Consider the following 15,409-nt stretch of genomic DNA (forward strand, 5'->3'; position numbering starts at 1 on the left):
CTAGTTACTCCATTTAGCATATGAATTCGAGGTCATTTTGGTAAGGGGGAGATGTCCAGTGGTGACACTAGCGGTTACGACTTCTCTATTTATTTTACAGCAGCAAATGGGCTACCGCCTTCCGGCAACAGTTCTTTGAAAGTAAAGGGATATTCCGGGAACCCCGCAGCATAAGCTGTGTATTCATACAATTGGAAGAACAGAACGACCTGATCATCCTTCAGATAAAAATACTTTTCCGTATTCAATCCGTTGAATCCTCCCAAATAACTTTCCTCCGCTTTTACTAGGTTGTTCAACTTAGCATTCAACTCTTTTTTGTAGTTTGGGTTAGCTCCGAACAGGTCGCCCAACAGTAGACGTTTGCCATCCTTGAGCGAAAAGGTAAACGCCTCCCGATTGGTCATACCATGAGCGCCGCCCGTATCGCTATACTGTGACATCACTAAGCTGATCACACCATCCTGATTGTAGGTCACCATATATTCTATATCATAGGTATACTTAGGCTCTGACCCGGATCGATTCGAGATATCCTTCTCTGCGTTTGCAGCAAATTTCATGGCACTTTCTTTCAAAATATCATTCATGGCCTGCTGTGCATTGGAATTGCTTAATCCACTAAACTTCGGATAATCAAGCTGGATCAAAGCCTCTTTTCGATCCTTAGCATAGGTCTCTGTGGTTACTATCAACGCATTCTGTGATCTATTCACCACATTCAACCTACTAGAGCCCCGACTCCAATCCACTTTATAGCCTAAATAATCATTTAACAGACCTGATGGAACATAGAGCCGATTGTTTATTAGCTTTCCTTCATACTCTCGAATGTAATAATTGTTCACCCAAATTGAAGTACCATAGCTAGATAACAGCAACTTGGCCTTAGTCGTTCCCTTTCCGATCGTGTATGCATTTTCTTTTTTATCATAAGTTAGAGGTAATTGCAGCACATCACGCATAAAGGTAATCGGAATCCAGACCTTCCCTTCCTGCAAAATACCTGTCTGCTGAGAAATTACCCCGTTCGCCTTTAAAACTATACTTGCAGCAATAGCCTTGCTCTTCGTCTGATCAGACGCTGCATAACCCTTATCACTAGGCAGCAATCCTCCACCAAGCAATAATCCCGCCGACATCAAACCTATGCCCCATTTGCGTACTGTTTCTTTTGAAATATTCATCATCTAGTTTTCCCACTCCTTTCCAGTTTATTAAACCTAATCTTGGAGAATTCACACAAAAAAGAGGCGCCCCCACTATTACTAGTGGAAGATCACCTCTCCTCTCTGCAATCACCTTGTTCTGCTACTATTTCAATTCATACATTACGCTCAGCTGTGTTGTAACTTTAACTACTCCCGGTTGAACGGATGTGCTTGCACCAGCATCTGCTGCAGCCATTTCCATTTTTAGATTCTGTTCAAAATAAACCGGAGTGACATTGCCATCATTTTGGCTGACCGTGATTACTTGACCCAAGCTACGTTTAGCTGCCTTAGCAATAGCACCTGCTTTAACATCTGCGTTCGCCATCGCCTTTTCAATCACCTGAGCTTCAAAGGCAGAAGTATCTTCCACGGAAAAACGTGCATTTCCGATATTATTTGCCCCCGCCGCAGATGCAGCGTCTAGCAATTCACCAACCTTGGTCAGATCTCTATAGGACACTAACAGTGTATGATTCGCGTTGTATCCTTTCACTTGCTGTCCTTCTTTTTCACTATAACTATAGTTGGGTTGCACATAGAATTGGGTACTTTGAATATCCTTATCTGCGATTTTCCAAGTCCCCTTCAGTAATGTAGTGATCTTTTGGATTTTAGCAGCATTTGTTTTTTGCGCTTCTTGCGCAGTTGTAGCCGTAGTATCCACACCGATGGACAAGTATACAATATCCGGCTTGATGGACAACTCACCTTTACCTACTACACTAACAACATTTTTCTGCACTTCATCTGCGTAAGCCTTTGCAGGGCCTTGGAAGACACCACTCATGCTAATCCCTCCAATTAACAAACTTCCTACGATCAACACTGAACCAATCTTTTTTACCAAACCTTTCATATTTGCCAGCCCCTTTCATCTTTTGTGATTTGTTATTATCCTCTAGACGAGTCTTTTTGGTAAATGTTGCACAGTTAAAATCTATTTTTTGGTATAAAAAAAAGCCCCTGGGGGCTTTTTAGTCATTCGATAAAAAGTCACTTCAAAAGATTATTGGTTCTCAAGCTCTTCTTTGCTGACGAGACTCGTCAAAGCGTTTACAGCTTGATCCGCGTCTGCACCATCCGCGCTGATATAGATCTCCGTGCCGGAACTGATCGCTAGGCTCATAATACCCATAATACTTTTGGCGTTTACTTTTTTATCGTCTTTTTCCACGAAAATCTCCGACGAAAACTTGTTAGCTTCTTGCACAAACAATGCTGCCGGTCGAGCGTGTAGCCCTGTCTTCAACCGAACAACTACCGGGTGCTTTGTCATGAAACGCTTACCCCCTAATTGAGTTCTCCCCAAAAATTTCACATTAATTTTATATTATTATATCATTATAACGTAAACCACACTAGAAAAAAAGTGATTAGCCGCCTCGAACCTTGTCTGCCAGTTCATCAATCTTACGAAGTCGATGATTTACTCCGGACTTACTAACCGTACCTTTCAGCATTTCACCAACCTCTTTAAGGTTGATATCTGGATGTGCCATTCGAATTTCTGCAACTTCCCGCAGTTTATCCGGTAAGCTCTCCAGACCCACTTCTCGCTGCAGCAGTTTGATATTCTCAATCTGCCGCACCGCGGCACTTATCGTTTTATTGAGATTCGCGGTCTCGCAGTTCACGATCCGATTCACGGAATTACGCATATCGCGCATAATTCTTACATCCTCAAATTTGAACAACGCTTGATGCGCCCCGATCAGACTTAAGAATTCGATAATCTTCTCGCCTTCTTTAATGTATAGAATGAACCCTTTTTTACGTTCAATGCAGCGTGCGTTTAGGTGAAATTCACCAGCCAGATCGACCAGCGCCTTACAATGCTCCTCATACATCGAGGAAATCTCCAAATGGTAAGAGGAACCCTCCGGATTATTAACGGATCCGCCCGCCAAAAAGGCACCCCGCAAATAAGCACGCTTACAGCAGTTATTCCCAACAATCTCTTTATCAATACCGTCGGTAAAAATAAATCCTTCGGACACAATTCTGAGATCATTTAAGATTTCCTGTACGCGACTAGGGATTCTAACGATATAAACGTTATTTTTCTTCAAACGCATTTTTTTACGCACGAGTAGCTCAATATGGACCTGGTAATATTTCTTAAGTAAAGAATATACCCGCCTTGCAATCGCGGCGTTCTCCGTCGAAATGTCGAGAATCACCTTTTTGCTTGAAAGCTGCACAGATCCATTCATACGGATAAGCGCTGACATTTCCGCCTTCTCACAACAGGGCTCACTCTCCACCATCGTCAGCTCTTTTTTTGTAAGGGCCGCAAAAGACAAGGGTCTCACCTCTTTCTGAAAATAAGTACGTCATTCATATATACAAGCATTAACGCCTTCGGCGTCCTTTTGAGGACGGTAAGCGTTTAAGCGAGAAATATAAGAAAGTATAAGTGTAAAACTTATATTTTCTTATATTTTAAGTTATACCCTAGGGTTTCTGTTTATCCAATCTTGCACAAGCTGATAGATATGATGACTAAGCTTATCGGTATCATGCCTTAAATAAGTTCGGAATAACACTAGCTTATCCGCTATAACTTTATATGCACTGCCTTCTAGTACATCCTTATCGAGCTGTACCGGACGCGCACCCTTCTCAGCGTACTTCGACTGCACCTGCTCAGGAATTTCACCGTCATTCACAATAATATAATCAAATAAATGAATCCCAATATGATCATAAACGGCTTGTAGATGGTCATTTACAGTATAATTATCCGTTTCACCAGGCTGAGTCATTACATTGCAGACAAAAATTTTGATTGCATCAGAAGATACAACTGCTTCTGCTAGCTTCGGAACAAGTAGGTTCGGAAGAATGCTCGTATATAGACTCCCTGGACCCAAAAGAATTGCATCAGCATTTCGAATCGCTTCAAGTGCTTCAGGCAACGGTTCCACATCAGCAGGCTCCAAAGAAACCCGTTTAATGATCCCGCCTGCTTCCGGTATCTTAGATTCACCCGTGATAATCGTGCCGTCCGACATTTCTGCACGCAATACTACGGCATCCCCCGCAGCGGGTAATACCCGTCCGCGAACAGCAAATAATCGGCTAAGCTCACGAACAGCTGTGACAAAATCGCCAGATATATCTGTAAGCGCGGCAAGAATTAAATTGCCAAGACTATGACCCGCCAAGCCTTCGCCCGTGTTGAAACGATATCTCATAATATCCGCCATGAGCGGCTCTACATCAGCCATAGCTGTTAATACGTTGCGGATGTCCCCAGGAGGCGGCATTTGCAGTTCACTGCGCAAAATGCCCGAGCTTCCTCCATCATCTGCTACGGTAACTATAGCTGTAATATCTAGCGGCTTTTCTTTTAAGCCGCGAAGCATGACAGATAGCCCCGTGCCACCGCCCATAACGACGATACGTGGACGCTGTCTTTGTTCTTCAGCCACTATGGACCCCTTCTCTCATTAGTGCCGATCACGCTCGGAATCCCGATGACTAACGGCTACGGATTCCGTTTCGCTGACGCCCAGCATTTTGCCCAAATATTCAGAAATGGCTACTGAACGGTGTTTCCCGCCTGTACAGCCAATGCCGATAATAATCTGGGATTTACCTTCCCTACGATATTGCGGAATTAAGAAATGAAGCATATCGAGCAGTTTGGTCAGGAACACCTGTGTTTCAGGCCACTTCATTACATAGTCATAGACATCGCTGTCCTGACCTGTTTTTGGCCGCAGGTGATCCACATAATGTGGGTTAGGCAAAAAGCGAACATCGAAGACGAGGTCTGCATCAATAGGAATACCATACTTAAATCCGAACGATGTAATGTTGACGGAGAGTGTACTTTTTCCTAAATGCGAGAACCGAGAAACGATCTTCTCCTTGAGCTGCACTGGTTTCATACTGCTAGTATCCAGACATAATGTAGCTGAATTCTTTAATTCCTCAAGCATTTTACGTTCCAGCTTGATACCATCAAGCGGAAGTCCCTTAGGCGCTAGAGGATGATGACGCCGGCTTTCCTTGTAACGCTGCACAAGCACCGAATCCGTAGCATCCAAGAACAAGATTTCACAGCCAATGGTTGACTCATCTTTAATATAGGCTAGAGACTCGGACAAAGCAGTGAAGAATTCCCTACCGCGCAGGTCAATCACAAGCGCTACCTTGGCGATCTTACCCTTCGACTGCTCAATCAGTTCTGCAAACTTAGGGATCAGCACCGGCGGCAAATTATCGACACAGAAGAACCCTAGGTCTTCCAGACTCTGCACAGCAATTGTCTTACCCGCACCTGACATTCCGGTAATAATGATCAGGGTGGCTCCAGCCGTTGGAGTATTGTCCAATTCGGTCATTAAAGCGTCCCCTCCCTAAATTAGTATATGAATACTCCCTATCTTTTAAGAACGAAGCAGAAGACCTGCTGCACCCACAATACCTGCATCATTACCAAGCTCTGCAGGAATAATCGAAACACCAGTCTGAAGCGGAGCCGGTGCGAGCTTAGCAAACACACGACGAACTTCATCAAATAGAATATCTCCAGCCTTAGACACACCACCACCAATGATGAAGACCTCAGGGTTAAGCACGGCTGCAACAGAAGCCATAGATTTACCCAGGTAGTATGCTGCACGGTTTACTATGCGAATCGCTACTTCATCGCCAGCCTTAGCCGCATCAAAGACTTCCTTCGCAGCAATCTTCTCTACCATTGAGAGGGAAGTACGATCACCACGAGCTACTGCATCGTTAGCCATACGAATAATTCCTGTAGCGGAGGAAACGGTTTCCAGACATCCCATATTACCGCAACCACATTGAATGGCTTCCAAATCCGGCACTACAGTGATATGGCCAAGCTCACCTGCTAGACCTGCAAAACCTTGATAAATCTTTCCGTTAATAATGATTCCGCCACCAACACCTGTTCCTAGCGTATAGCAGACACAATTTTCAATCCCGCGTCCTGCACCACTCCAGGCTTCACCCAGTGCAGCCACGTTCGCATCATTGTCTATTTTGACAGGCTTGTTCCAGCGATCTTCCAAAATGGAGCGAATCGGCACATCTTTAAATCCTATGTTGGGCGCAAGGATAATGATTCCTTCACGAATATTTGTGAACCCTGCTACGCCCGCGCCTACACCTGCAAGCTGATCCCAAGAGTACGGGGAATCCTCCACAATTTGGCGTACATACTTCTCGATATTATCGATAACAGTATCGACACCTTCTGCAGTTCCTGTGGGTCCCTCATAAGTATGCAGTAGCGTTCCCTCAGCATTGCAGATTCCAACCTTAATTGCAGTTCCACCCAAATCCACGCCAACGTAGATATTCTCAGACATGTAACAAGCCACCTTTTTTTATACTAAAATAGTTAATCCTAAGTACCAACTATAATAGAAGCCCCCTCTGTGGTCAAGGAAAGACAACACACCCGGGAATTCCTTATTTTAATACTATACTCTATTATATTCTAAAAAGACCCCCTTACGACTATGTAAGAGAGTCTTCTGACTATATTATTATCTGGAAAATAACCTAAAACACCCATTTATTCTGACAAAATACGCTTTTGCCCCTCCAGTGCACGGATAGGTGCGATATTCTGTGTAAACTCCAGCGTACCCATATACCGACCAGTCTCGTCTCGGACGGCGAAATAACGGATATAGATAAATTTATCCTTGATGTTGATCCAGAAGTCCTCAGCATCCTTACGACCTGCCTTAAAATCTTCCAGAAGCTTCTCCACCACATGAACACTTTGAGGCGGATGACAGTTCTGTACCGTGCGGCCGATAACTGCCTTAGTTCGGGCAAAGATACGTTCCTTCCCGTGTGAAAAATATCGAACGACATCATTCTCATCAATGAATGTCAGATCTACTGGCAGGTGATTGAGTACTGTTTCGAGCTGATGCAATGACAACAGCCCTGTCTCAAAACGGATGAACCCTTCTTGCGGAGCGGCTCCCACTGCTTCACCCTGCAATGCTGCACCTTCCGGCTCTGCGGCACGTTCGGGTATCCACTCCTGCTCCGGCGCCGTTAGGCAGAATCCGATCTCATCGCTCTCCCGAGCGATTTTGACCCATTCGTCTTCCGTCAATTTATCCAGCGACATAGGCAATAAAATATTTTCTTCCTTAAAAATCATTTCATTAACTTCCTTGATGATCTCCGTAAGTTGAACACCAATATCTGCTGCATTTCCTCTGTAGCTGCTGAGCGCTGCTTTTGCATCTTTAATCATACGACGGATATGATCATCCACGCCCCACATTACCTTGGTTGGTCCATAAATGCCGTATTTTTCAAGGTAAGGGAACAACAGATTTTCTTTTCGACTATAGTGTTTATCTAGATCCAGCAGTAAGCTAAGATCCTCCAGCAGCTTAAAGATCAGCTCCTCGCTGTCATTCTTCTGGAATTTGGTAGCATGCAAATCTAAACGGAAGTTCACAAGTCTTTCAATCTCACGGTTTTCTAGCTTGAAGGTGTGGACTGGGTGGCCGGGTTGTTCTTCAGGCTTTGAGGAGCGGTGAATTTGCTCAATAGAGCCTTTGAATATTGCTGTATGCACCGAACAAAGCCGCTGTACCTCGGATACTGGAATTCCCTCTTCAGTCATTAACGAATGCTCCATTGCAGAGATTTCCGCAACAGTAACATCACCTACAGCTTCCTCGAAGCGTGCCTTAACCTCTTCAACACTTTTGCCTGCATGCAGTTCTTTAATAATCTCCTTGAGCATGGCTTGGCGACGAGTTAGCTCCGGTACATCAACCTCGCGGTTATTTATCAATTCACTCATTATTGATCTCTCCTTAATGAAAATTTTGATGATAGATTCCTTTATTTCATAATCTCGAAGCCGTGTCGTTCAAATGCTAACTTCACGGTATCGAGATCCATTTTCTTCAGCTTGATTCCTTTGGATAAGGTCATGAAACGGCCAGCGGTCTGCAGCATACCTGGCTTAGCAATGTCCTTAAAGCCCAGCTCTACCATAATCTCAACGACCTCTGGATGCCGGGATACCATCTCGAAGATAGACTCATCCATTCGCAGCATTTTTTCCATTGGACTCTTCTCCTTTATATGAGAACTATTCTCAACAACAGATTAGCACAGGCCGTACAAGGCAATAGTGATTGCAATCACTAAATTAGAAGAAAGCAATGACCGTTCTTTTAAAGATGGATTATGTATAATGTGAAATTAAAAAACTGCCCCCTACGCTAAATAGCATAAGGGACAGTCTAATTCGTAATAAATTATTTATTATAGCGTTACTCCTGTTTTGAATATCGATATCTCGCGGAAGTTATTCTTCTCGTTATTTACCCATTCCCCACTAGCCACGCTGATAATGTAGTTAATGAAGTCACGCAGAACCTCATCTGGAGAACCATCTTCAACCAACACACCCGCATTAAAATCGATCCAGTGACGTTTACCTTCATACAATGGGGTATTGGTAGACACCTTCATTGTTGGCACGAATGTACCAAAAGGTGTCCCCCGTCCGGTCGTAAAGATCACCAATTGGCAGCCAGCAGCAGCCAGAGCCGACGAAGCCACTAGGTCATTGCCCGGCGCGTTAAGAAGATTTAAGCCTTTGTTAGTGATAAGCTCTCCGTACTTGAGTACATCCATTACCGTGGAATTACCGGATTTTTGAGTGCAACCCAGCGATTTATCCTCAAGCGTAGTAATCCCTCCGGCTTTATTGCCTGGTGAAGGGTTTTCATATACCGGCTGTTTATAGTCCATGAAATACTGCTTAAAGTCATTGATGAGATCAACAATTTTGTGGAAAATAGCTTCGTCTGCAGCACGTTCCATCAGAATCTTTTCGGCGCCAAACATTTCAGGTACTTCAGTGAGTACAGTTGTGCCGCCTTGGGCAGCCATATAGTCAGACAGACGTCCAAGAAGCGGATTCGCTGTAATCCCGGACAGGCCATCCGAGCCTCCACACTTCAGACCAATCTTCAGCTCAGAGAGTGCGACTTCTTCCCGATGATCGCCCTGTACGTTATTGTAGAGTTCCTTCAGCAGCTTTACGCCTTCTTCAATCTCGTTTCCAACCTCTTGGGAGACAAGAAAACGCACTCGATCGTCATCGTAACTACCCAGCATGTCTTTAAAAATATGCAAATTGTTATTCTCACAACCTAGTCCGAGCACAAGAACGGCGCCCGCATTTGGATGCTTAACCGCGTTAGCAAGTATTGTACGGGTATTGTCATGATCATCACCCAGCTGGGAGCAACCATAGTTATGCTTCAGTACGAGCACGTTATCGAACGGAGCGATATCGCCAACCTCTGCCTTAAAAATATTGATGATCTGCTCCGCCACTCCATTCACACAACCAACCGTAGGGACGATCCACAGCTCATTACGAATACCTACAGATCCGTCAAAGCGACGATACCCCTTAAAGGTCAAATTCTCCGTTTTAAAAGGATTGGGGGTCAGCTTCTGCTCAAAAGTATATTCCTCAACCCCTGTTAGGTTTGTCTTCGTATTATGGGTATGCACCCACTGGCCCGGCACGATAGGCGCTTTAGCATGACCGATGGGATAACCATACTTCAATACATTCTCGCCTTCGCTAATACTGGTTAGTGCAATTTTATGACCTCTAGCAATATCTTCCGTAATTTTTATCTCTTTTGAACCAATCACAATGGTGTCGCCTGCTTGATAGTCTTTAAGTGCAACTGCCACGTTATCAGCCTCGTTGATCTGCAGTACCTCTTTCATAGTCTTAATCATGTCGTTATCCACCTCCTGTGTATTAGTTGTGTGCAGGTCTCTTCACGTACGCTTGCAGCGCTTGCTTCATACCTGTTCTCTCAATCGCAATGAGCCCTTCTGTCACCTTGTCAGTAAGACCAGCCACTTCATTCAGGTCACAGCCCCAGCGATTTGTCGCTGCTAATACCTCGACAGCCAGTGCCCGTAACCCAGTGTCTGTGCCATCCCATCCTCCCCACAAGGAGGCGAACCATTCCAAAATATCCGCATCATCCGCCAGATGAATCTCTTCTTCCCCTCTACGTCCTTTATAGAAGGCAATTAATGCACTCATTGAGAAAACAAGCTTCTCGGGCAATTGTCCTTTGGACTCTACATATTGCAATAAAGAAGGCAGATCTCTTGTCTTAAATTTCGAGATAGAATTAAGGGAGATGCTCATCAAGTAATGCTGCACATAAGGGTTCAGGAACCTTTCCAATACCGCGTCTGCAAAAGAATTCAATTCCTCTACCGGCAGATCCAGCGTCGGAATGATCTCATCGTAGATTAAGGACTTCACGTACGCCCCAACCTCTTTGTGCTCAATGGCCTCGGCAACCGTATCAATGCCGTACAAATACGCTACTGGTGTCAATGCGGTATGAGCTCCGTTTAGAATTCTCACTTTACGCGTCCGGTAAGGGGTCATATCATCTACCACGAGCACATTAAGACCTGCTACTTCAGCCGGGAATTCATTTTTAATCCATTGAGGCCCTTCAATTACCCAAAGATGGAACTGCTCGCCGACAACGACCAACTTATCCTCATAGCCCAATTCTTCCGTAATCTCAGCGATGGTGTCTCTTGGATATCCAGGAACGATGCGGTCCACCAAACTACAGCAGAAGGTGTTAGCTTCATTCAGCCAGTTTACAAAGCCCTCTCCAAGATTCCATAAATCTGCATATTTCAAAATAACCTTCTTAAGCTCATCCCCATTTCGGTCAATCAGCTCGCACGGAATGATAATAAAACCTTTAGATGCATCACCGTTAAAAAATTCAAAACGCTTATACAATAAGGCCGTCAGTTTACCTGGAAAACTGCTCTGCGGAGCATCGGTTAACTTGTCGCCTGCTTCAAAAGCAATTCCCGCCTCAGTGGTGTTGGACACGATAAAGCGCAGCTCTGGATTCTCGGCAAGCTTCATATACTCCTCATGCTGGGCAAAAGGATTAAGCGTTCGTGTAATACAGTTGATGACCTCATGTTCTTTTACCGCTGCTCCATCTTTGATTCCTTGGAGATAAAGCGTATATAAACCGTTCTGAGCATTTAGCATTTCTGCAAGTCCGTTACCCAGCGGTTGTACAACCACCACGCCACCATTGAAATCCGTTTTTTGATTCATGGTATGAATCTGCCAATCTACAAAAGCGCGCATGAAATTGCCTTCACCAAATTGCAGAACCTTCTCAGGATATTGCTTGTAGGCTTTCCAACTATCACTATTTAATCTGCTCATATAAACGCCTCCTGATTATTAATGCACACGATAAACTAATTAAATATACTTTATAATACAATATTTATATTATTATTTTATTAATTAATGCACACGTGAAAATTTTTATTCAAAATCCTTTACGAGTGAAAGGATCAAGCTGCTATGTTCAGCTTTTTGCTTCTACAGTTTTCTAACCGATTCTCTCGCAATAAACTCCGTATCAATGGAGGTTAGCCCGTCATTCTCCAAAGGTTCTTTAATTAAGCTTAGCAGCTTGAGGGCTCCATGCTCGCTGATCTTCTCAATAGGACGTTTAACTGTGGTAAGCGAAGGATTCGCAAAGAGCGAAAATCCAATATCATCAAAACCAACAATAGAAACATCGTTTGGCACCTGCTGCCCTCGCTCAAAAACAGCTTTCATAGCCCCGATTGCCATATCGTCATTGGAACAAAATACTGCCGTCGGCGGTTTTTCCAAATCTAGCAGCTTGCCCATCGCCTCATACCCACTTTGCATATCGTAATTACCATTTCGCATATAATCGTTACGAACAGGGATATTATGGTCAATCAAAGCTTTTATAAAACCGTCTCTGCGTTCCTGCGTGGATTTAAAGCCCTCAACACCTTCAATGATCGCAATGTCTTGATGCCCGGACTCAATCAGGTGTTTGCCTGCATGATAAGCGCCTTCCCGGTCATTCGAGATGATATTAATAATGGAGCGATCATCTATCTGCCGATTCAGCACAACGATTGGAATGCCTTGCTGGACAACATGGTAAATGAATTTATTATCTGCTTCACTCTGGCTCATTAGAATAATTCCATCAAAGCGTTTGTGATGAATAGAGGAATAGTCCGCATAATCGTCGATCCCACGGATGAACAGATTATACTCTACATCTATGACACTATTTACACCACGAATCGTATCAGAGAAGAAACCAGACGTGGTGCCGTTGGCGATACTCGTGAAGAACAAGCCAATGGTGTATGACCGCTGCATCACAAGGCTTTTGGCATTGTAATTGGGGACATAACCCACTTGCGCAGCGATCTCGGCAATTTTTTTACGTGTAACTTCTTTAATTAGGGGACTGTTGTTAAGTGCTCTTGATACAGTTGTATGTGAAACATTCGCCAGTTTGGCGATATCCTTGATTGTAGGTGCCATGGGTCAACCTTCCTTATCAAACGGGTTTGGCTCTTCCATGTAAGGATATCATAACGATTACCTAGTCACCAATGCCTGTTTCGAGAAATTGAAATAATGATCAGCGTTATTGTAACAGATATTCTCAATCATACTACCCAGTAGCTCCATATCCTCCGGAGCTTCTCCATTCTCTACCCAAGAGCCTACAAGATCACATAGGATTCTTCTAAAATACTCATGTCTGGTATATGATAAAAAACTTCTGGAGTCTGTTAGCATCCCGACAAACTGGCTAAGCACACCGAGGTTAGCAAGCGTCTTCATCTGTTCCAGCATGCCATCCTTATTGTCATTGAACCACCATGCCGTTCCGAATTGAATTTTCCCTGGAATACCGCCCCCTTGGAAGCAGCCCATTAAACCAGCAATGACATGATTATCATTAGGGTTCAGTGAGTACAAAATGGTCTTAGGCAGCGCATTCTCACGGTCCAGCGCATCTAACAGACCTGCCAGCGGTTTAGCAATCACGCCATCATTAATCGAATCATAGCCGGTATCAGGGCCGAGTCGTCCGAACATTACGCTGTTATTATTGCGTAGCGCATGGATATGGAATTGCATCGCCCAATCCAGCTCGTTGTACAATTTGCCAAGGAATACTAATGTGAACCCTTTGTATTTCTTTTCTTCACTCTCACTTACAACGCCTTCACGAAGAGCTTTGTTGAATATAGCCGTAGCTTCCTCCAAGGTAGCAGGCTCAAACATTACTGCATCCAAAGCATGATCGGATACACGGCCCGCTCTGGCATGGAAGAATCTCACTCTGCTCTCCAATGCTTCTAGAAACTGACCATAATTCTCAACATCCATTCCTGAGACTTCGCTTAGCTGAGCTACCCAAGGCTTGAAGGTAGTACGATTAATCTCAAGGGCTTTATCTGGACGAAACCCCGGAACTACGCTGGCATCGAATCCACTCAAGCTAGTGATTTTTTCATGATATTCCAGAGAATCTACTGGGTCATCGGTGGTGCATACAACAGTTACTTTCGATTTAACAATTAGATCTCTTGCTCCATATCCTTCACCTTGCAACTGTCTGTTCACTTCATCCCAAATCTTCGGAGCATTAGCCTCATTTAGCAAATCATATACTCCAAAGAAACGCTGCAACTCAAGATGTGTCCAATGATAGAGCGGATTCCCGATAATCTTAGGAACGGTTCTAGACCATGCCAAGAACTTTTCATAGTCACTAGCATCACCAGTAATGAACTTCTCCTCTACACCATTTGCCCGCATCACTCTCCATTTGTAATGGTCGCCATACAGCCAAGCTTCGGTAATATTGTTGAACGTCTTGTTCTCATAGATCTCTTGAGGACTGAGGTGGCAATGATAGTCGATAATAGGCATATCTTTCGCATGATTATGAAACAGCTTAATGGCGGTCTCGCTCGACAACAGGAAGTTCTCATCCATGAATTTTTTGCTCATGAGGTTTGCTGCTCTCCTTTATAATCATAATGGAAGTTACGATTAGTTTAACGTGAACATTTTTCAGATTATGATATTTTAACTTATTTATTTCTTTAAATTATAATAATTTGGTTGCTAAATATGTTCGGATTGTTCACGTTAACATTATCTCTTATTGTAAACGTATTTTTAAAATGTGCAAGCCCTTTTCGAAAGACATTGTTACAGTTATTTTAACAGCACCCAGCTTCCTGCTACAAAAAAAGCAGGCGCCCCTTTAAGATAAGGATCACCTGCTTGAATTCATTCCGATTAAATTTAGTTATATTAACTACCCAAGTTTTCGCTCCAGTCATGTACCATTGTGCCCTCAAGATATTTCTCAGCGTCCATTGCTGCCATACAGCCAGTCCCTGCTGCGGAGATCGCTTGACGGTAACGGGTATCCTGTACGTCGCCGCAAGCGAATACACCCGGAATGTTCGTCTCGGTAGTACCTGGATTTACTACAATATAACCATTGGTATCGGTCGTAATCTGACCGCCCAAGAATCCGGTATTCGGCGTATGACCAATAGCGACAAACACGCCGTCCGCTTCGATGAGTTCTTCAAGCCCTGTATCATTGTTTCGAACCGTCAGTCCCTTAACTCCAGACTCGCCGGTTGTTACTTCAAGCGGTGTACGGTTAAGTGCCCACACAACCTTACTATTATCGCGTGCGCGGTCCTGCATAATTTTTGAAGCTCTGAGCTCATCACGACGATGAACCACGGTTACGCTAGAAGCAAATCTTGTTAAGAAGCTGGCTTCCTCCATCGCAGAGTCTCCACCACCGACCACGATAATCTTCTTGTTCCGGAAAAAGAAGCCATCACAAGTAGCGCAAGTGCTGACCCCACGGCCCACATTCTCCTGCTCCCCTGGTATTCCTAAATATCTGGCAGAAGCACCGGTAGAGATAATTACCGACTCTGCCTCTAATACACCCAAACCATCTACTGTAACTTTAAATGGACGCTGTGAAAAATCCACTGAATCCACCCAACCATTCTTGAATTCAGCACCAAAACGTTCAGCCTGCTTCCGCATGTTGTCCATTAAATCCGGGCCGAGAATCCCTTCGGGAAAACCTGGAAAGTTCTCCACTTCTGTTGTCGTTGTCAGTTGTCCACCTGGCTGCATCCCTTCAATTACAAGTGGGTTAAGGTTGGCACGTGCCAAATAAATAGCAGCAGTAAGCCCGGCCGGGCCTGTTCCGATTACAATCGTTTTGTACATA

General features: G+C 44.1%; 14 protein-coding genes. All 14 read right to left on the minus strand.

The features are described 5' to 3' along the window. Positions 1-89 precede the first annotated feature (89 nt). The 14 genes from NSQ29_RS26535 to trxB all read right to left on the minus strand — a co-directional run bounded on the left by NSQ29_RS26535 (position 90) and on the right by trxB (position 15,408). Positions 90-1,190 carry a PdaC/SigV domain-containing protein gene (locus tag NSQ29_RS26535; protein ID WP_341126484.1) on the minus strand — a complete coding sequence of 367 codons (1,101 nt, stop codon included), beginning with the start codon at positions 1,188-1,190 and terminating at the stop codon, positions 90-92. 124 nt (positions 1,191-1,314) lie between these two features. Beyond that, positions 1,315-2,070 (minus strand): SIMPL domain-containing protein, encoded by a 756-nt coding sequence (locus tag NSQ29_RS26540; protein WP_042184030.1) that lies wholly within the window; start codon positions 2,068-2,070, stop codon positions 1,315-1,317. 150 nt (positions 2,071-2,220) lie between these two features. Next, entirely contained in the window at positions 2,221-2,490 is a 270-nt protein-coding gene (locus tag NSQ29_RS26545; RefSeq protein ID WP_036687106.1) for an HPr family phosphocarrier protein, read from the minus strand. A gap of 97 nt (positions 2,491-2,587) precedes the next feature. Continuing rightward, a complete protein-coding gene (gene whiA / locus NSQ29_RS26550) occupies positions 2,588-3,517 on the minus strand; it encodes a DNA-binding protein WhiA (protein WP_042123310.1) in 930 nt (309 codons plus the stop codon). 144 nt (positions 3,518-3,661) lie between these two features. Then, positions 3,662-4,609, minus strand: coding sequence for a gluconeogenesis factor YvcK family protein (locus NSQ29_RS26555; RefSeq protein ID WP_179085868.1), 948 nt, complete (start codon positions 4,607-4,609; stop codon positions 3,662-3,664). Positions 4,610-4,666: 57 nt separating this feature from the next. Next, positions 4,667-5,566: an RNase adapter RapZ gene (rapZ, locus tag NSQ29_RS26560; RefSeq protein WP_042123306.1), complete on the minus strand. Its 900-nt coding sequence runs from the start codon at positions 5,564-5,566 to the stop codon at positions 4,667-4,669. Between the two features lie 45 nt (positions 5,567-5,611). Next, a complete protein-coding gene (locus NSQ29_RS26565) occupies positions 5,612-6,562 on the minus strand; it encodes an ROK family glucokinase (RefSeq protein WP_042184026.1) in 951 nt (316 codons plus the stop codon). 209 nt (positions 6,563-6,771) lie between these two features. Further along, positions 6,772-8,034: a DUF438 domain-containing protein gene (locus tag NSQ29_RS26570; protein WP_341126485.1), complete on the minus strand. Its 1,263-nt coding sequence runs from the start codon at positions 8,032-8,034 to the stop codon at positions 6,772-6,774. A gap of 41 nt (positions 8,035-8,075) precedes the next feature. Further along, positions 8,076-8,303: a DUF1858 domain-containing protein gene (locus NSQ29_RS26575; protein WP_076299971.1), complete on the minus strand. Its 228-nt coding sequence runs from the start codon at positions 8,301-8,303 to the stop codon at positions 8,076-8,078. A 201-nt stretch (positions 8,304-8,504) separates the two neighbouring features. Next, complete coding sequence (locus tag NSQ29_RS26580) at positions 8,505-9,995, minus strand: UxaA family hydrolase (RefSeq protein WP_076299995.1); 1,491 nt, start codon at positions 9,993-9,995, stop codon at positions 8,505-8,507. Positions 9,996-10,029: 34 nt separating this feature from the next. After that, on the minus strand, positions 10,030-11,499 hold the full coding sequence (locus tag NSQ29_RS26585) for a tagaturonate reductase (protein WP_341126486.1): 1,470 nt from the start codon (positions 11,497-11,499) through the stop codon (positions 10,030-10,032). Positions 11,500-11,661: 162 nt separating this feature from the next. Then, positions 11,662-12,660 (minus strand): LacI family DNA-binding transcriptional regulator, encoded by a 999-nt coding sequence (locus NSQ29_RS26590; RefSeq protein ID WP_341126487.1) that lies wholly within the window; start codon positions 12,658-12,660, stop codon positions 11,662-11,664. 57 nt (positions 12,661-12,717) lie between these two features. Beyond that, positions 12,718-14,145, minus strand: a complete 1,428-nt coding sequence (gene uxaC / locus NSQ29_RS26595; RefSeq protein WP_341126488.1) for a glucuronate isomerase — start codon at positions 14,143-14,145, stop codon at positions 12,718-12,720. A gap of 309 nt (positions 14,146-14,454) precedes the next feature. Further along, positions 14,455-15,408 (minus strand): thioredoxin-disulfide reductase, encoded by a 954-nt coding sequence (trxB, locus tag NSQ29_RS26600; RefSeq protein ID WP_149647951.1) that lies wholly within the window; start codon positions 15,406-15,408, stop codon positions 14,455-14,457. Position 15,409: the final 1 nt, after the last annotated feature.

The sequence above is a fragment of the Paenibacillus sp. FSL F4-0236 genome (genome assembly GCF_038000135.1).
Classification (GTDB): Bacteria; Bacillota; Bacilli; order Paenibacillales; family Paenibacillaceae; genus Paenibacillus_AQ.